The organism is Amycolatopsis nigrescens CSC17Ta-90, from assembly GCF_000384315.1.
In the GTDB taxonomy this organism is placed as follows: domain Bacteria; phylum Actinomycetota; class Actinomycetes; order Mycobacteriales; family Pseudonocardiaceae; genus Amycolatopsis; species Amycolatopsis nigrescens.
In genome coordinates this window covers 8,161,488-8,178,425 of the sequence record NZ_ARVW01000001.1, presented here as the reverse complement: position 1 = coordinate 8,178,425, position 16,938 = coordinate 8,161,488, and the positions used below count along the sequence as shown (strand labels likewise).

Below are 16,938 nucleotides of genomic sequence, written 5' to 3'. Positions count from 1 at the left end.
GCGAGTGGGTATTCACGCGGCTCTCGCCGTGCACCCTGCTTCGGGACACGGCGCGGCGGCCAGGATCGCGGGCACGGTGGCGCAGCGGCTCCGCGCCGAGGTTGACCGGCTGGACCTGCTGGTGGCGAACACGGTTGAGGAGTCCAGGGCACTGATGGCCCGTTCGCATTCGGACGGGCTGGACGTGCTGGTGGTGCTCGGCGGGGACGGTGCCGCGCATCAGGGGGTGCAGTTCTGCGCCGGGACCGACGTGGCGCTCGCGCTGGTGCCCTCCGGCACCGGCAACGACCTGGCCAGGGCGCTCGGGGTGCCGCCGGACCCGCTGGCCGCGGTGGCCGAGCTGGTGGCGGCGTTGCGGTCCGGGCGCAGGCGGCGGATCGACCTCGGCCGGGTGGCCGGCACCTGGTTCGCCACGGTGCTGTGCTCCGGCTTCGACGCCGCGGTGAACGCCCGCGCCAACCGGATGCGCTGGCCGTCCGGGCCCCGGCGGTACGACCTGGCGATCCTGGCCGAGCTGGCCTCCTTTCGCGCGGGCCCGGTGACCGTCGAGACCGAAACCGAGCTGCTGGAGCTGGACGCGATGCTGGTCGCGGTCGGCAACACCGCCTGGTACGGCGGCGGTATCCCGATCTGTCCCGGCGCCGAGCCGGACGACGGCCTGTTCGACGTCACCGTGGTCGGCAAGGCCGGCCGTGGCGAGCTGCTGCGCATCCTGCCGAGCCTGCGCACCGGGCGGCATGTGGAACGGCCCGGCGTGCGGACGCTGCGCGCGCGGGAGATCAGCGTGGCCGGTGCGAGCTGGCCCGCCTACGCGGACGGGGAACCGCTCGGTACCTTGCCGGTGTCGCTGCGCTGCGTGCCGGATGCGCTGACCGTCGTCGGGTGATCCGGGTCACCAGCGATTGACCTCCAGTTCGCTTCAGGTCCGAGGCTTTCCACGAACGGCGGTCAGGGACGGGGGAATGGACAGCATGCGAGTAGTAGAGGCGACAGCGTTCGGTGCGCCGGAGGTGCTGGTGGCCACGGAGGCGCCGGACCCGGTGGCCGGTCCGGGCCAGGTCGTGGTCGGCGCGTCCGTGGTGTCGGTGGTTTTCGTGCACACCCAGCTGCGGCGCGGGTTTTCGCCGGGGCCCGAGCTGCCGGTGCCGCCGTTCGTGCCGACCGGGGCGGTCGCCGGGCTGGTGTATTCGGTCGGCGAGGGGGTCGATTCCGGGTGGATCGGGCGGCGGGTCGTCACCGGCGACGGCCGCTATGCCGAGCGTGCCGTGGTGGCCGTCGAGGATCTGATCCTGGTGCCGGAGGGGCTGGGGCTGCCCGAGGCGGCAGCGCTGATGCACGACGGCAGCACCGCGCTGGGCCTGGTCGATGCCGCCGATGTCCGTCCCGGCGAGTGGGTTCTCGTCGAGGCCGCCGGTGGTGGCCTCGGCAGCCTGCTGGTGCAACTGGCGCGGGCGGCCGGCGCCAGGGTGATCGGTGCCGGCCGCGGGGCCCGCAAGCTCGAGCTGGTCCGCGAGCTGGGGGCGGAGGCGGTGGTCGACTACACCGAACCGGACTGGACCGAGCAGGTGATGGCGCTGACCGGGGGAGCCGGGGCGGACGTGGTGTTCGACGGGGTCGGCGGGGAGATCGGCCGTGCCGGGTTCGGGGTGACCGCGCGAGGTGGCCGATTCTCCGTGCACGGCGCGGCGGCCGGGTCGCTCACCGAAATCCACCCGGAGACCGCGGCCAGGCACGGGGTGACGGTGCTCAGAGTCGGGCAGCTCGCGAACATCGGCGCGAGCGTGAACTTCCTGGCCACCCGGGCGCTGGCCGAAGCCGCCGCGGGCCGGTTCCACCCGCTGCTCGGGCAGAGCTTCCCGCTGGAGATGGCCGCGGACGCGCACGCCGCGATAGAAGCCCGCGCGGTCACCGGCAAGACCCTGCTGCTCACCTGACCCGCCCCGTGGGCAAAAAGCCGGCTATTTGGCTGTGAGGTAGTCGGGGAGGGTGAGGTTGGTGGCGGCTTTGGTGGTCAACCGGTTGAAGAAGCTCTGCAGCGGCTTGGCGGAGAGCAGCCGGTAGGCCCGGTTGCGTCGCCGGATCTTCGCCTCGGTCGGCGGTGCGAGGAACGGTCCCGCGTTGCCGGAGATCTTCTGACAGCCCTTGGCGTAGTCCCGGATCCGCCGCTCGTAGGCGGCGAACGCGACCCGGTGGTCACCGGCGGCGGTGGCGAGTTCACCGGCCAGCACGTAGGCGCAGACCACGGCCAGCCCGGTGCCCATACCGCCCATGGTGGCGCCGTAACCGGCGTCCCCGAGCAGCGCCACCCGGCCCTTCGAGAAGCGGTCGAGGTGGATCTGGCTGATCGAGTCGAAGTAGAAGTCCGGCGAGGCCCACATGTCCTCCAGCAGCCGGGGAGTCAGCCAGCCGACGCCCTGGAAGCGGTCGGCGACGATCTTCTTCTGCTGCTCCACGTCGTGCCGGTCGTAGTCGAGCTGCTCGGAGGCGAACACGAAACCCGGGCCCGCCTCGTCGCGGTCGCGGTTGCTGCCGATCATGACCCCGAGGCCGGGCTCGTTGTAGAGCAGCGAGGTGTGGTCGAGGTCGAGGTGGTTGGGCCCGGAGGCGCCCGCGGTGTAGTAGCCGAGGAACTTGGTGAACCGCGACTCCGGGCCGAAGGTGAGGGCGCGGACGCCGGAGTGCATGCCGTCCGCGCCGACCACCAGATCGAAGGTGCGCGGCGCGCCCCGGTCGAAGGTCACGTCCACACCGCCGGCGGTTTCGGTCAGTGACGTGAGGTAGTCGCCGAAGACGTACTCGGCTTGGTGCTTGGTCCGGTCGTACAGGATGGTGGCCAGGTCGCCGCGACCGATCTCGACGGCGCCACTCATGAACTCCGACGGCAGCGCGGCCAGCTGCCGCCCGGCGCCGTCCACGACCACGAGCTTTCCGCCGTGGGTCTGCATCTGGCGAACGTCGGTGAGGATGCCCATCCGCTCCAGCACGTTCAGGTGCACGTCGCCGCGGAAGTCCACGTTGTGCCCGCCCGGCCGCAGCTCCGGCGCCCGTTCCACCACGGTGACGTCGAAGCCGTACCGGGGGAGCCAGTGGGCGAGCGCGGGTCCGGCGATGCTCGCGCCGGAGATCAGCACGTTCTTGTTCTTGGTCATGGGGGAGACCATCGCCGGACCCGCTTACCGCGCCCGCACCGCGCGCTGACCGCCGCTTACCCGGGCCCGAGAAGGCCCAGGAGCAGCTCGAACGCCCACCGCGTGCGGGCGCCGGTGACGGTGTGAAACCCTGATCAGGTGGCCAATCGCCCTTCACGTTCCCCGGCCGAGGCCTATGCGGCCGCCATGCACCGCGGGAAGTACTCCCAGCTGACCCGGTTCGCAGCCGAGTCCCCGTTCGGTTTCGACGATTTCCAGACGCGCGGCTGTGAGGCGCTGGAGGACGGCCACGGGGTGCTGGTCTGCGCCCCCACCGGAGCCGGCAAGACCGTGGTCGGCGAGTTCGCGGTGCACCTGGCGCTGGCCGAGGGCCGCAAATGCTTCTACACCACGCCGATCAAGGCGCTGTCGAACCAGAAGTACACCGACCTGGTCGGCCGCTACGGCGCGGACGCGGTCGGCCTGCTCACCGGCGACACCTCGATCAACGGCAACGCGCAGATCGTGGTGATGACCACCGAGGTGCTGCGCAACATGCTCTACGCCGGATCGTCCACGGTGGACGAACTGGCGTACGTGGTGATGGACGAGGTGCACTACCTCGCCGACCGGTTCCGCGGCGCGGTATGGGAAGAGGTCATCCTGCACCTGCCCGAGCACGTGCGGGTGGTCGGGCTGTCCGCGACGGTCAGCAACGCCGAGGAGTTCGGCGAATGGCTGCAGACCGTCCGCGGCGACACCACTGTGGTGGTCGACGAGCACCGGCCGGTTCCGCTCTGGCAGCACATGCTGGTCGGCAACCGGATGCTGGACCTGTTCGCTGGGGAGAAGGTCGGTTCGCCGGGAGACGAGCTGCGCATCAACCCGAACCTGCTGCGGCGGGCCGAGGAGACCGGCCGGATGTACGGCCCCGCGGCGTTCCGCGGCCGCAACCGCGGGCGCGGCCAGGACCGCGGCCCCCGGTTCCGGCCACCGTCCAGGGTGGACGTCACCGAGCGGCTGGACGCAGCCGGGTTGTTGCCGGCCATCGTGTTCATCTTCTCCCGCGCCGGTTGTGACGCGGCGGTGTCGCAGTGCACCAGGTCCGGTCTGCGGCTGAACTCGCCGGAGGAGGTCGAGGAGGTGCGGCGGATCGTTCGCGAGCGGACCGCGGACCTGCCCGAAGGCGATCTCGGCGTGCTCGGCTACTGGGAGTGGCGGGAGGCGCTGGAACGCGGGATCGCCGCGCACCACGCCGGGTTGCTGCCGCGGTTCAAGGAGACCGTCGAAGAGCTCTTCGTCCGCGGCCTGGTCAAGGTCGTGTTCGCCACCGAGACGCTGGCGCTGGGCATCAACATGCCGGCCAGGACCGTGGTGCTGGAACGGCTGGTCAAGTACAACGGCGAGGCGCACGTCGACCTCACGCCCGGGGAGTACACCCAGCTCACCGGCCGTGCCGGACGTCGCGGGATCGACGTCGAAGGGCACGCGGTGGTGCTCTGGCAGCCCGGCGTGGACCCCAAGCAGGTCGCCGGCCTGGCTTCCACCCGTACCTACCCGCTGCGCTCCTCGTTCCGGCCCGGCTACAACATGGCCATCAACCTGGTCGCCCAGCTCGGCCCTGACCAGGCCCGCGACCTGCTGGAGCAGTCCTTCGCGCAGTTCCAGGCGGACCGTTCGGTGGTCGGTACCGCGCGCCGGATCGAACGCAACAAGGAAGCACTGCACGGCTACACCGAGGCCATCAGCGGCGACTTCGAGCAGATGCTGGAGTACGCCGAGCTGCGCAAGAAGATCTCCGAGCGGGAAAAGGCGCTGGCCAGGCAGAACACCGCGTCGCGCCGGGCGAGCACCGCGGACTCGCTGACCAGGCTGCGCAAGGGCGACGTGATCGCGGTGCCGGCCGGCCGGCGGGCCGGGCTGGCCGTGGTGGTGGACCCGGGGGTGGACCCGATCCGGGAGCCGAGGCCGGTGGTGGTCACCGAGGACCGCTGGTCCGGACCATTGTCGCTGGCCGACTTTCCCGCCCCGGTCGAGCCGCTCGGCCACATCCGGCTGCCCAAGCACGTCGAACTGCGCTCGCCGAAGACTCGCCGCGATATCGCGTCGTCACTGCGCAACGCCGGAATCTCCTTGCCGAGCAGGGAGAAACGGCGTTCCGGGGCGAACGAGGACGGCGAACTGGCGGCACTGCGCCGTGCGCTGCGCTCGCACCCCTGCCACGGGATCGCCGAGCGGGAGGCGAACCTGCGTTGGCTGGAGCGCTACCAGCGGCTGGCCGCGGAGACCGAGCAGCTGGAGCGCAAGGTCGCCGCCACCACGCACTCGCTGGCCCGCGCCTTCGACCGGATCCGGGATCTGCTCGGGGAGCGCGGCTATCTCGGCGATGCCGCCGAGCAGGACCCCAGCGCCAGGGTCACCGAGCACGGCAGGCGGCTGGCCCGGCTGTACAGCGAGTCCGACCTGCTGGCCGCCGAATGCATCCGGCATGGCACCTGGCGCGGGCTCGCGCCGGCGGAGCTGGCCGCGGTGGTGTCCACGCTGGTCTTCGAGGCGCGCCGGGACTCCGCCGGCGAGCCGCGGCTGCCGGCCGGGCAGGTACCGCAGGCATGGCAGGAGACCGTGCGGCTGTGGACCGACCTGGCCGAGGACGAACGACGGCACCGGCTGGAGCGGACCAGGGAGCCCGACGCCGGGTTCGCCTGGCCGGTCTACCGCTGGGCGCGCGGCGAGTCGCTGGAGAAGGTGCTCACCGCTGCCGAAGCCAACGGCCAGGAGCTTTCGGCCGGCGACTTCGTGCGCTGGTCGCGTCAGGTGATCGACCTGCTGGACCAGATCCGCGACGTGCTCGGCAAGGGCGACCCTGTTGGCGCGGCCGCGTCCGACGCGGTGCGGGCGCTGCGGCGGGGCGTGGTGGCGGCCGGCGCGGCCTGACCGGTACCCGATCCGTTGGTAATTCTGCGCGGTATGCGGCCTGCTTACGTGTGCGGAACACCGACACTGTGGTTTGATCGCGCACGGCATAATGAGTCGGGACGACCGGCTCCACAGCGGGCACCGACGGACGCTGACGGACACTGACGGCTAATTCTGGCGGAGGCGAAACGATGAGCACGCCGTACGGCGGCAACGACCCGCAGCAATGGGGGCAGCAGCCCTATGGGTCGCCTCCGAATCCCCAGCCCGGCTATCCGCAGCAGCAGCCGGGCTACGGGCAACAGCCGCAGTACGGCCAGCAGCCCGGGTATCCGCAGCAACCTCCTCAGCAGCCGCAGTACGGGCAGCAGCCGGGCTACGGCCAGCCGCAGCAGCCCCAGTACGGGCAGCAACCAGGCGGCGCGTACCCGCCGAGCGGGCCGCAGCAGCAGCCTGGCTACGGCCAGCAGCCCGGCCAGTTCGGGCCGCCCGGCTACCCGCAGCAGCCGCAGCCGGGCGGAGAGAAGAAGTCCGGCAAGGGCCTGCTGATCGGGGTGGTGGCGCTGGTCGTGGTGCTCGCGGCACTGGGCGTCACCGGGTTCTGGCAGCCGGGTTTCTTCGTCAGCAAGGTGTTCGACACGACCGCGCAGCAGGACGCGATCAAGGGCATCCTCACCGACACCTACAAGATCCAGGGCGTGCAGAGCGTGACCTGCCCGGACAAGCAGGAAGTCAAGGCGGACACCACCTTCGACTGCACGGCGATGATCGGCGGCCAGGAGCAGAAGGTCACCATCAAGGTGAAGGACTCCGACGGCAACTACGAGGTCGGCACCCCGAAGTAAGGATTCGCGGGTCCGCCACCGGACCGGCATCATCCTCGCATGACCGAGCACACCGTTCGGATTCTCAGTCCCGACGAGCATCCATCGGCCAGCGCCCTGTTCTGGGACTCGCTGCACCTGCCGCCGCCCAGCGACGAGGACTGGGCGCGCGCGGCGGCCATGCAACAGCCGGGACGCACGCTGGGCGTGTTCGACCCGGCGCTGATCGGGACGGCCCGGTCCTTCGACGGCGAACTGACCGTGCCTGGCGGACGCCGGGTGCCACTGGCCGCGGTCACCGGGGTCGGAGTGCGCGCGGACCGCACCCGGCGCGGCGCGCTCACCGCGATGATGCGGTTCCAGCTGACGGACCTGGCCGGCCGCGGCGTGCAGATCGCCGGGCTGTACGCCAGCGAAGGCGGGATCTACGGCCGGTTCGGCTACGGGGTGGGCACGGTGTCGAAGTCCTGTGCGGTGGACCGTCATCGGGCGAGGTTGCGTCCCGAGGTGCCCTCCGGCGGCGACGTCGAGCTGTTGCCGGTGCAGCGGGCTCGTGACCAGCTGGCCGAAGCCTACGCCTCGTTGCCGCACACCAGGCCGGGCATGATGACCCGGCCGCCCTACTGGTGGGCCGGTTTTCCGGGCTCCATGCACAGGCACGCCGGCCCGATGACCGCCGCCCTGCACCACGGTGAACACGGTGTCGACGGGTTCGCCGTCTACTTCGTCGATCACGAGTCCGGCGGGGACGCGGTGCTGCACGTGACCTCGCTGCACGCCGCCCATGGCCGCGCGTTCGCCGGGCTGTGGCGGTTCCTGCTCACGGTCGATCTGGTGGACCGGATCAAGGCCGGCATGCGCCCGTACGACGAGCCGGTGGAGCTGCTGTTCGAGGATCCGCGGTGCTGCCGGATCACCGGGGTGGAGGACGGGCTCTGGCTGCGGCTGGTGGACGTGCCGGCGGCGCTGGCCGCCCGGCGGTACTACGGCGGCCCGGCGGAGTCCGTGGTGATCGAGGTGACGGATCCCTTGCTGGACAACAACTCCGGCCGGTACCGGGTGTCGGCCGACGGGGCGGAGCCGACCGGCGAACCGGCGCAGCTCCGGTTGGACGTGGCGACGCTGAGCATGCTCTACCTCGGCACCTGGCGGGCGTCGCGGCTGGCCGGCGTCGGCCGGATCGAGGTGCTGGATCCCGGCACGCCCACGACGGCGGATCGGCTGTTCGGCACGCGGCTGGCCGCCTGGTGCGGTACCTTCTTCTGACTTTCTGCCGAAGTCGATCAAGCTGCGGGGGTGCGTTCGTGCGCGTCGCGACGGTGCTGGCCGTTTCGTGTCTCGGCATCCTGGCCGTGGCCGGTTGCGAAAGTGCCGGGGAGAAGCCGCCGGCGACCAGTTCACCGGCCGCGCCGCCACCGCCGGCAGGCAGCCCGGTATCGAGCCCGGTCAGTCTCACCCCGGTACCCAAGATCCTGGACCAGTCCGCGGTGCAGGACGGGGTACGGCAGGTGCTGGTGCAGAGCTTCCAGCTCGAAGAGGTGGAAACGGTCGGCTGCCCGGCGGGCCAGGCCGTCGAGGTCGGTCATGTTTTCGACTGCACCGCCTCGATCGCCGGTGAGGAGAAGACGGTGACCGTCACCGTGAAGACCGCGCAGGGCGAGTACGAGGTCGGCGCACCGCGGTAGCGGCCAGGAAATCCGGTGCGCGTTCGCCGGGCACCTTGGCATGATCGCGCGTATGAGCGATTTCGCGATCCGGAACCTTGCCGATGGAGAGCAGCGATCGGCCTTCGCCCTGCTGTACCAGGCGCTGCATCGCGGCGCGCTGACCGACGAGCACTGGGGGAGGCGCAGTCCGGGCTTTCTGGCGGACCGCCGGTACGGCGCCTTCGCCGAGGACGAGCTGATCGGTACCGCGGGGTCGTTCGGGACCGAGCTCGCGGTACCCGGCGGCGCACTGCTCCCGACGGGCGCGGTGGACGGGGTCGGGGTACGGGCCGACCACACCCGGCGCGGTGTGCTGTCCGCGCTGATGGGGGAGCAGTTGCGGGACCTCGTGCGGCGCGGTGAGGTGCTGGCCTGCCTGCACGCGAGTGAGACGGCCATCTACGGCCGGTTCGGCTACGGGGTGGCGTCCCTGGACCAGCGCGTCCGGATTACCCGGCGCGCGGCCCGGCTTCACCAGGACGCGCCGGCGGGAGGGCGGGTCCGGCTACTCGCTCCGGAGGCCGCGGTCGAGCTGATTCCCGCGCTGTACCGGCGGATCGCGCCGTCGCGGCCGGGCATGCTCAGCCGCCCCGAAGTGTGGTGGCCGATGCGCTTCGAGCGGTTCCGCGGACACGATGGCGGTCATATCGCCGCGGTGCACACCGGCGCCGACGGTGACGACGGTTTCGTGGTGTACCAGGTGAACGAGCGGCACGGCGCGCAGCCGCACACGGCGGACCTCACGGTGCACGATCTGCACGCCGCCGGCCCGGAGGCACTGGCCGGGCTGTGGCGTTTCCTGCTCGGCATGGACCTGGTCGACGAGCTGCACGCGTACCGGCCGGTCGACGAGCCGGTGGCGGCCATGCTCACCGACCTCCGGGCCTGGCAGGTGACCGGAGTCGAAGACGAATCGTGGCTCCGGATCCTGGACGTCCCCGCCGCACTGGCCGCCCGCACCTATCAGCGGGCGGAGCCGGTGGTGCTCGAAGTGTCCGACGCGCTGCTGCCCGAGAACTCCGGCCGCTACCGGATCACCGCGGATGGCGCCGAGCGTCTCGGCGACGACACCGAAGCCGAGGTCCGGCTCGGGGTGGATGTGCTTGCGATGATCTACCTCGGCGCCTGGGCACCGAGTGCGCTCGCCGCGACCGGCCGGCTCCAGGCACGCACCCCGGAGGCTGCCCGCCGAGCCGACGAGCTGTTCGGCACGCCGGTGAAACCTTGGTGCGGCACGGGTTTCTAGCGGGTCGCGAACCTGCGCAGCGAGCTGTTCGCCACCGCCAGCCCGGCGATCCCGAGCACGCAGAGCGCGCCGCCGGAGATGATGGCGAAGGACGCCGAAGTAGCGCCGGCGACCAGTCCGCCGCGGAAGTTGCCGAGGTCGGGGCCGGAGACCCCGACGATGTGCTCGACGGCGCTGACCCGGCCGCGATGCGAGTCGGGGGTCGCCAGCTGCACGATCGCTCCCCGGGAGATCACCGAGACGGTGTCGGCGGCTCCGGCGACGGCGAGGCAGCCGAGTACCAGCCAAAGCGACTGCGCCATGCCGAAGGCGGCGAGGCCGAGACCCCACATCCCGGCCGCCGCCAGCATGACGGCACCGGGCCGGCGTGCCCTGGTGACCATGCCCGAGGCCGCGCCGGCGGTGATGCCGCCCACCGCGATCGCGGAGAGGAACAGGCCCAGCGACTCCGGGCTGCCGCCGAAGCGCTCGTCGTTGATCGCCGGGAAAAGGGCGATCGGCATGGCCATCACCGTGGCCAGCACGTCGGTCAGGAACGCGCCGCTCACCACGGGCCGCCGGCCGATGAAGCGCCAGCCCTCCCAGATTGCGCGCAGCCCTGGCCGGCTGGCGTCCGCGCCGGGACGCATCGACGGCAGCCTCAGCACGCCGTACAACCCGGCACCGAAGGTCAGCACGTCCAGGAGATAGCAAGTGCCGCCCCCCCACTTCGCGGTGACCAGGCCGGCGACCGCGGGCCCGACCAGCATGGCCGCCTGGAAACTGAGGTGGCTCAACGCGATGCCGGCGCCGACCAGCTCCTCGGGCAGCAGACGCGCGACGAACGTCTTGCGGGCGGGCGCGCCCAGCCCGCCGCACGCGGCCTGCAGAGCCACCAGTCCCAGCACCACCGGCAGCGAAGCGAGACCGGTGAGCGCTTGGCCGGCGAGCAGGACGGCCGAAACGATCTGGCCCAGGGTGGTGCACAGCACCAGTCGCCGACGGTCGACCGCGTCGGCGAGGGTGCCGCCGATCAGTCCGAAGACCACCATCGGCACGGCCTGGGCGAGGCCGATGGCGCCCACCGCGACCGGGCTGCCGGTCAGCTCCCACACCTGGGAGAGCACCGCGACCACGGTCAGCTGGCCGCCGAAGGTGGACGCGCTGCTGCCCAGCCAGAGCCGGCGGAACGCGGGGCTCGAACGCAGCGGGCGGAGGTCGATCAGCCCGTCGAGCAGGCTCACGAAGAGGCTGCCGAGGTGTCGTCGGCTCTCGCGAGTTGCCGGACGATCCGGTCGTGGAAGGAGCGCCGCGTCAGCGCCGCCTCGATGTCCCGGACCACCTGGCTCAGCGCGTACGGGATCTCGTCCTCCAGCTCCGCGACGGCCTGTTCGGTGGCCCGCCATTCCGCTTCGAGGAAGGGCACGAGCGCTTCGGCCCGTTCGGTCAGTACCACCTCACGGGTCCGCGCGTCGGTGCCGGGAGTGCTGCTTACCAGCCCCTCCCGCCGCATCGCGCTCACCGTCTGGCTCATCGCCGAATGGGTCACGTCCAGCGACTCGGCGAGCTGGCGGATGGTCATCGCGCCCCGGCGGCCGAGCCGGATCAGCGGCATGGCGAACCGCGGCCGGACACCGACCACGCCGCGCTCGTCGTAGAGCTTGGCGATGTCGTCGTCCATCGCGTCCTGCAGGACGCGCAGCGGCCGCCAATGGCTCTGTTCGGTGGGGTCCGGGTTTTCGTCGGAAGGACTCACCTGCCAAGAGTAACAGCGCTTATGTAAGCACTGTCAGAGTATTCCGCGAACCCGGGTGCAACACTTCGCCGGATGCCGGCCCCTTCCCGGTATGACTGTCCCCGCGCAACCGAGATGGGCGGCTCGCATGCCGGATCCCGCCGCGGAATCCTCCGTCGACGCGGACGCCGAACTCTGGCGTCGCGCGGTGCTGGGGGACCGGGCCGCCTTCGGGGAGTTGTTCGAACGCCATGTGCAGGCGGTGTGGAACCACGCCTACCGGCTGACCGGCTCCTGGGCGCAGGCCGAGGACCTCACCTCGACGACCTTCCTGACCGCGTGGCGCAAGCGGTCGGAGGTAACCCTGGTCCGGGCCAGCGCGCTGCCCTGGCTGTTCACCGTGGCAGGCAACCTCGCTCGCACCGAGCGTCGCGGTGCCGGGCGCCGGCTGCGGCTGTTGTCGCGGGTCCCGGCACCGTCGGCGGTCGGTGACCACGCCGAGTCGGTCGCCGAACGGCTGGACGGCGAGGTGCGGTTGCGGAAGCTGGGTGCTGCCCTCCGGAAGCTGCCGAAGGCACAGCGCCAGGCCGTCGAACTGTGCCTGCTCGGCGAACTGCCCATCGCCGACGCCGCCCAGCTGCTCGGGGTCGAAGAAGTCACCGTGCGCTCCCGGATCTCCCGGGCCCGCGCACGGCTGCGCGTCATCTTGGAGGAAACATCATGAACGACGACGAGTTCGGACTGCCCGTCCGGCGTGAACTGCCGCCGGAGGTGCGCGGAAAGTTGCGGGCAGCGCTGGAGGAAGGCATGAATCCGGCCGTGGGCAAGGGTTTCTCGGCGGTCCGCAGGCCGCTCGCGGTGGCCGCCGGGGTGACCCTGCTCTTCGGTGCGGCGGTGGTCACCGCCCAGTACTTGCGGCCGACCGAAGGCCCCGGCCCTGCCATCGGCCAGACCCCTGGCCCGCTGCAGGGGGTGCGACTGGACGCGTCGAAGGCGGCCGCCGAGCTCGACCGTTGCTGGGCGGCCGTCCAGGCGGAAGGCAAGGCCGGCCTGTTCCCGGACCGCTCGGAGTGGGTACCGGTGTTCACCACCGGGCCTGAAGCGGGCCTGCCGGGGAACGACGTCAACATCGTGGCCGCGAGGGCCGGCGGCAAGCCGTTGTTCTGCGAGACCACGCGGACTACCGTCACCGTGTCCGACCCGAACGCGGCCCCGGCCTACATCGGGGGAACCAAGACCGGTGCGGTCATGTTCAGCCCCAACGGCGTGATCTCCGCCGTACTGGACCCGTCTTGGCAGGTTGTCGGCTACCGGGTGGAGACCGCGGCCGGCAGCAGCAGCGGTACGCCGGTGCCCTTCGGTGATCATCTGCTGGTCCAGCGGACGGGCTACCGGCTGGCCACGGCGAAGATCACGCTCGGCAAGGACCTCAGCCCGGGCGGCCAGCTCGCGCTGCCCCCGGCGCCGCCACCCGCGGTGTCCGTCACCGACCGGCCGGTCACCCCACCGCCGGACCGAAGCTCGGCGGCGGGGCGCTTCCTCGGCGAATGCCTGGCGAAGGCGCAGAACCTGGTCGCCGATCCGGATCGCTTCCAACCCGGCCCGCTGCTCACCGTCGGCGGCAGCGAGCTGGTCACGTCGAACGACGGCGACATCGCGCTGGTGTGCAGTTCGCCCCCGGCCGGTGACCGCGGTCCGACGCTGGACGTCAGATCGCTCCCGCGCGACGCCGCACCCGTGCGGGCGACCTTGTTCAACCCGGTCGGTGCGGTGGGCGGTTCGGGCAACATCATCGGTGGTGCCACTCCACCGGAAGCCACCCGGATGACGGTCAGGTTCGGGCAAGGCGCGATGCTGGAAGTGCCCATCTCCCACGGCGCCTTCGGGCTGGAGATGCCAGAGCACACCGGTTTCGACCTGCCCGAGCTGACCGCCAAGGTGTACGACGCCACCGATCGGGTGCTCTACGACGGCGTGGTGACGATCCGCTGACCGCGACTTCAGCTCTGCGCGAATCCGCCGTCACGGCCGGGCCGGCAGGGCAGAGTGACGTTCATGGAACTGTTGCTGCTGGGCGGAACGGGGTTCGTCGGACGCGCCATAGTGGACGACGCGCTGGCGCGGGGCTGGCAGGTGAGCATGTTCAACCGGGGTCGGCGGCGGCCACCGGAGGGCGTCACCTTCCTGCGAGGCGATCGCACGGCGCCGTGCGGTTTGGCTTCGCTCGAACGAGGGCGTTGGGACGTTGTGGTGGACACCTGGACCGACGCGCCGCTCGTGGTCCGGGATGCGGCGCGAGCGCTGGCGGGCCGGGTAGGTCGGTATGTGTACGTCTCCAGCAGGTCGGTGTACGTGATGCCCACTCCGCCGGGCGCTACTGAGCAGGTCCCGCTGGTGGAAGCCGCCCCCGACGATGGCGAGGTCGAGTACGCGCGAGCCAAGGCGGGCGGGGAACTGGCCGTCACCGCGGCCTTCGGCGACCGCGCGCTGTTCCCGCGGGCCGGGCTGATCCTCGGGCCGTATGAGGACGTCGGGCGGCTGACCTGGTGGCTGAGCCGGATCGCGCGAGGCGGCCGGGTGCTGGCCCCCGGTCCGCCCGGACTGGAGCTGCAGTACATCGACGTCCGCGACCTCGCGGCGTGGACCCTGGACGCGGCGGAACGCGGGCTCGGCGGCGCCTACAACCTGGTCAGCCCGCCGGGACACACCACCATGCGAGAGCTGCTTGAGTCCTGTGTGGACACCACCGGGGCGGATGCCGAGCTGTGCTGGACCGAACCGGAGCCGATCCTCGCCGCCGGGGTGGAGCCGTGGACCGACCTGCCGGTCTGGCTGCCACCCGGCGAGACCTACCAGGCGATGCACCGATCGAACGTGTCGAAGGCGGTCGCCGCCGGGCTGAACTGCCGTCCGGTCACCGAAACGGTCGCCGGCACCTGGTCCTGGATGCGCGGTCTCGGCGGCGCGCCGCCGCAGCGGGCCGACCGGCCGACGCTCGGCCTAGACCCGGGGCTGGAGGCCAAGCTCGTCGGCGGCGGGAAGGGCTGAACTCACCGGCGGGGCGGCGGTTCCTCGATCGGGAAGAAGATCGGGCTCAGCAGGTACGGCCTGCGTCCGGACACGGGCTCGTTGGTCCGGTTGGCTATGAAGATGCCGCGCAGGGTGTCGATCATCTTGGCGAGCTCGTCGGGGTTGAGCCAGAGGATGCCCTGCCGGTAGCCAACGGAGTCGGCGACCGGATCGGCCCCGTCCTGGTCGAGGTAGGTGTTGAACTCGGCGAGCAGGGCGGCCACCGCGCCGGCGAACCCGTGGCGGTGGTCGTCCAGCGACATCGATGCGCCCGCGCGTTCGTCGATCGCCGCCCGATCCTGGCGCAGCCGGTAGTGGCGTTCGACGGCGCCGTGCACGCGCTGTTCATCGACGACTTCCAGCACTCCTCCCTCGAGCAGCAGGCCGACGTGCCGGTACACGGTGGTCTTGGGCACGTCGGGCAGGTGGGCGCACAGGTCGGAGGTGGTGCGCGTACGGCTGCCGGACATGAAGTGCACGATGCGCAGCCGGACGGGGTGCAGGAGCAGGTCAAGAGTGTCCACCGGCCTACGATCTCATATCTGGTACCGTTCCCAAAGTTGGGAACACACGAAGGGGGCTTGGCATGTCCACGAACACGACGGCTTCGGTCCGGCTGAGTGACGAGGCGGTGCTCCCGCTGCGCACGCTGGATCCGGCGGCGCCGCTGGACGACCTGGAGTGGCTGGACGAGTCGATCGGTGACGCTCGGGTGGTGGCGATCGGCGAGAGCGCGCACTACAACCGCGAGACCTACCTGATCCGGCACCGCCTGCTGCGCTACCTGGTCGAACGGCACGGGTTCAGCACCTACGCGATGGAGTCGGGATTCACCGAAGGGTGGCGCACCGACGACTGGGTCCGCGGCGGCGAAGACCAGCTCGGCCAGGTGCTGGCGAACGGCGTGACCTCGCTGATGGGGTTGTGGACCGAGATGCGCGCCCAGCTGGAATGGATGCGACAGCACAATCGCACCGCCGCGCGGCCGGTCGGCTTCTCGGGCATCGACCTCGGCGGCGCGAACGCGTCCCTGCTGCCCGGCCTGGACGCCGTGACGGCCTACCTCGCGGAGGCGGATCCCGAGTTCGAGGTGGACCCGGCGATCCGGGAAGCGGCTTCTGCCTTCGCGCCACCGTCCGCCTTCTCCGCGCCCGCGGCCTTCGCCACCTACAGCGAGCTCGCCCCCGCGACCAAGGACGCGCTCACCGCGGGCCTGGCCGAACTCGCCGCGCGGGTGACCGGACGGCGCCTCGACTACCTCCGGCGGACCACCGCCGACGCCTACCACCGCGCGCTGCGCGCACTGCGCCTCACCAGCACGCTGGACACGGTGATCCGCGCGATGACCCGCGGCGACCAGCGAACCGCGATGTCCAACCGCGACGCCGCGATCGCGGACACAGTCGAGTGGCTCCTGGACAAGGAAGGCCGGATCGTCGTCGCCGCGCACAACGGGCACATCCAGCGCTGGCCCGTCACCCTGCCCGGTATGGCTCCGGCGACGACGATGGGCCTGCACCTGGCCGACCGGCTTGGCAAGGACTACTTGGTCCTCGGCACGACCTCGGGGACCGGCCAGACCCTCAACACGGCGCCCGGCTTCTACACCGGCGAACTCTTCACGGACCTGGAAGCGGCACCTCAGCCCGGCAGCCTCGACGCGCTGATGGCCGCCAGCCACGACGGCTCGTTCGCGACCGACCTGCGGCGACTGTCCCCTGCCGACACCCGAACCGTGCAGGCCGTGACCCAGCAGCGTTTCGGCACCTTCTACGGCGAGTCGAACCCCTTGGCCGCCTACGACATCGTCGTCCACCTGGCGCAGGTCACTCCGGCCGGACCCGACGCCGACGCGCTGGCCAGTTCACCGCCCGACGTCCAGGAACCGTTCTCCCACTGGAAACCGGAGTGACGGGCGCACTACTTCGAGCGGTTCTCCCGCCAGGCCCGCACGGTTTCTTCCACGTCCACCGGCATCGCCCGCAACGGCGGACCTGCCTGCGGTAGCCGGTGGGCCTGGCGGATTCGTTCGTTCAGGTCCTGCACGATCTTCCGCACGGTGGCCTCGGACCGTTCCCGGGACAACCGTTCCGGCAGGTCTTCGAGTTCCTTCGGCAGCGCGAGCGAAGGTGGCAGCAGCACCGAGGTGTCCACCTTCTCGCGCTTGACCAGATCGGCCACCCAGTCCGACGCCGTGCCGGGGCGGCGGCCCGCACCCGGCAGCGGTTTGCCGGCGCCGGGCAGATTGTCGAACACCCCGCGTTCTTCGGCGCTGCGGATCTGCCGCTCGATCCAGTCGTCGAACGAGACCTCGGGCGGCTTTCGGTCCGTCACG

Annotated in this window: 16 protein-coding genes; 11 read left to right on the top strand and 5 right to left on the bottom strand. The window is 71.3% G+C overall.

Features of this window, described 5'->3' with window-relative positions:
• Window positions 1–4: 4 nt before the first annotated feature.
• Window positions 5–886, top strand: a complete 882-nt coding sequence (locus tag AMYNI_RS0138695) for a diacylglycerol/lipid kinase family protein (RefSeq protein ID WP_026361462.1) — start codon at window positions 5–7, stop codon at window positions 884–886.
• A gap of 85 nt (window positions 887–971) precedes the next feature.
• Window positions 972–1,934, top strand: a complete 963-nt coding sequence (locus AMYNI_RS0138690; protein WP_157358162.1) for a zinc-binding dehydrogenase — start codon at window positions 972–974, stop codon at window positions 1,932–1,934.
• Between the two features lie 24 nt (window positions 1,935–1,958).
• Here AMYNI_RS0138690 and AMYNI_RS0138685 read toward each other — a convergent pair whose 3' ends face one another.
• Entirely contained in the window at window positions 1,959–3,149 is a 1,191-nt protein-coding gene (locus AMYNI_RS0138685; RefSeq protein ID WP_020673497.1) for an FAD-dependent monooxygenase, read from the bottom strand.
• A 186-nt stretch (window positions 3,150–3,335) separates the two neighbouring features.
• Here AMYNI_RS0138685 and AMYNI_RS0138680 point away from each other — a divergent pair, with 186 nt between their 5' ends.
• The 5 genes from AMYNI_RS0138680 to AMYNI_RS0138660 all read left to right on the top strand — a co-directional run bounded on the left by AMYNI_RS0138680 (window position 3,336) and on the right by AMYNI_RS0138660 (window position 9,820).
• The gene (locus tag AMYNI_RS0138680) at window positions 3,336–6,062 is read left to right on the top strand and encodes a DEAD/DEAH box helicase (RefSeq protein WP_020673496.1); all 2,727 of its coding nucleotides are present in this window, start codon (window positions 3,336–3,338) and stop codon (window positions 6,060–6,062) included.
• A gap of 173 nt (window positions 6,063–6,235) precedes the next feature.
• Window positions 6,236–6,889 (top strand): DUF4333 domain-containing protein, encoded by a 654-nt coding sequence (locus AMYNI_RS0138675; protein WP_020673495.1) that lies wholly within the window; start codon window positions 6,236–6,238, stop codon window positions 6,887–6,889.
• Between the two features lie 39 nt (window positions 6,890–6,928).
• Window positions 6,929–8,134, top strand: a complete 1,206-nt coding sequence (locus AMYNI_RS0138670) for a GNAT family N-acetyltransferase (protein ID WP_020673494.1) — start codon at window positions 6,929–6,931, stop codon at window positions 8,132–8,134.
• Between the two features lie 38 nt (window positions 8,135–8,172).
• Window positions 8,173–8,553: a DUF4333 domain-containing protein gene (locus AMYNI_RS46460; RefSeq protein WP_020673493.1), complete on the top strand. Its 381-nt coding sequence runs from the start codon at window positions 8,173–8,175 to the stop codon at window positions 8,551–8,553.
• 52 nt (window positions 8,554–8,605) lie between these two features.
• Window positions 8,606–9,820, top strand: a complete 1,215-nt coding sequence (locus AMYNI_RS0138660) for a GNAT family N-acetyltransferase (protein WP_026361460.1) — start codon at window positions 8,606–8,608, stop codon at window positions 9,818–9,820.
• Here AMYNI_RS0138660 and AMYNI_RS0138655 read toward each other — a convergent pair.
• Together AMYNI_RS0138655 and AMYNI_RS0138650 are read right to left on the bottom strand one after the other, a co-directional pair.
• The gene (locus AMYNI_RS0138655; RefSeq protein ID WP_020673491.1) at window positions 9,817–11,043 is read right to left on the bottom strand and encodes an MFS transporter; all 1,227 of its coding nucleotides are present in this window, start codon (window positions 11,041–11,043) and stop codon (window positions 9,817–9,819) included. The genes AMYNI_RS0138660 and AMYNI_RS0138655 overlap by 4 nt on opposite strands.
• Window positions 11,040–11,555, bottom strand: coding sequence for a MarR family transcriptional regulator (locus AMYNI_RS0138650; protein WP_020673490.1), 516 nt, complete (start codon window positions 11,553–11,555; stop codon window positions 11,040–11,042). The genes AMYNI_RS0138655 and AMYNI_RS0138650 overlap by 4 nt, the downstream gene beginning before the upstream one ends.
• A 127-nt stretch (window positions 11,556–11,682) precedes the next feature.
• Between AMYNI_RS0138650 and AMYNI_RS0138645 the strand changes: the two genes are divergently transcribed.
• The 3 genes from AMYNI_RS0138645 (at window position 11,683) to AMYNI_RS0138635 (ending at window position 14,582) form a co-directional block, all read left to right on the top strand.
• Window positions 11,683–12,258, top strand: a complete 576-nt coding sequence (locus tag AMYNI_RS0138645; RefSeq protein WP_020673489.1) for an RNA polymerase sigma factor — start codon at window positions 11,683–11,685, stop codon at window positions 12,256–12,258.
• Window positions 12,255–13,526, top strand: a complete 1,272-nt coding sequence (locus AMYNI_RS46455; protein ID WP_020673488.1) for a hypothetical protein — start codon at window positions 12,255–12,257, stop codon at window positions 13,524–13,526. The genes AMYNI_RS0138645 and AMYNI_RS46455 overlap by 4 nt, the downstream gene beginning before the upstream one ends.
• 63 nt (window positions 13,527–13,589) lie before the next feature.
• On the top strand, window positions 13,590–14,582 hold the full coding sequence (locus tag AMYNI_RS0138635; RefSeq protein WP_040407813.1) for an NAD-dependent epimerase/dehydratase family protein: 993 nt from the start codon (window positions 13,590–13,592) through the stop codon (window positions 14,580–14,582).
• Between the two features lie 2 nt (window positions 14,583–14,584).
• On the opposite strand, the gene AMYNI_RS0138630 is transcribed toward AMYNI_RS0138635, so the two are convergent.
• Window positions 14,585–15,127 (bottom strand): helix-turn-helix domain-containing protein, encoded by a 543-nt coding sequence (locus AMYNI_RS0138630; RefSeq protein ID WP_020673486.1) that lies wholly within the window; start codon window positions 15,125–15,127, stop codon window positions 14,585–14,587.
• A 62-nt stretch (window positions 15,128–15,189) separates the two neighbouring features.
• Between AMYNI_RS0138630 and AMYNI_RS0138625 the strand changes: the two genes are divergently transcribed.
• Window positions 15,190–16,515, top strand: a complete 1,326-nt coding sequence (locus AMYNI_RS0138625; RefSeq protein WP_020673485.1) for an erythromycin esterase family protein — start codon at window positions 15,190–15,192, stop codon at window positions 16,513–16,515.
• 8 nt (window positions 16,516–16,523) lie between these two features.
• Here the strand turns inward: AMYNI_RS0138625 and AMYNI_RS0138620 are convergent, their stop codons facing one another.
• On the bottom strand, window positions 16,524–16,937 hold the full coding sequence (locus AMYNI_RS0138620) for a DnaJ family domain-containing protein (protein ID WP_020673484.1): 414 nt from the start codon (window positions 16,935–16,937) through the stop codon (window positions 16,524–16,526).
• Between the last annotated feature and the right edge of the window lies 1 nt (window position 16,938).

Excerpts from the sequence above, each read along its gene's own strand:
- AMYNI_RS0138690 (WP_157358162.1), top strand. The coding sequence starts at position 972 with ATGCGAGTAGTAGAGGCGACAGCGTTCGGTGCGCCGGAGGTGCTGGTG.
- AMYNI_RS0138685 (WP_020673497.1), bottom strand. The coding sequence starts at position 3,149 with ATGACCAAGAACAAGAACGTGCTGATCTCCGGCGCGAGCATCGCCGGA.
- AMYNI_RS0138680 (WP_020673496.1), top strand. The coding sequence starts at position 3,336 with ATGCACCGCGGGAAGTACTCCCAGCTGACCCGGTTCGCAGCCGAGTCC.
- AMYNI_RS0138675 (WP_020673495.1), top strand. The coding sequence starts at position 6,236 with ATGAGCACGCCGTACGGCGGCAACGACCCGCAGCAATGGGGGCAGCAG.
- AMYNI_RS0138670 (WP_020673494.1), top strand. The coding sequence starts at position 6,929 with ATGACCGAGCACACCGTTCGGATTCTCAGTCCCGACGAGCATCCATCG.
- AMYNI_RS0138660 (WP_026361460.1), top strand. The coding sequence starts at position 8,606 with ATGAGCGATTTCGCGATCCGGAACCTTGCCGATGGAGAGCAGCGATCG.
- AMYNI_RS0138645 (WP_020673489.1), top strand. The coding sequence starts at position 11,683 with ATGCCGGATCCCGCCGCGGAATCCTCCGTCGACGCGGACGCCGAACTC.
- AMYNI_RS46455 (WP_020673488.1), top strand. The coding sequence starts at position 12,255 with ATGAACGACGACGAGTTCGGACTGCCCGTCCGGCGTGAACTGCCGCCG.
- AMYNI_RS0138635 (WP_040407813.1), top strand. The coding sequence starts at position 13,590 with ATGGAACTGTTGCTGCTGGGCGGAACGGGGTTCGTCGGACGCGCCATA.
- AMYNI_RS0138625 (WP_020673485.1), top strand. The coding sequence starts at position 15,190 with ATGTCCACGAACACGACGGCTTCGGTCCGGCTGAGTGACGAGGCGGTG.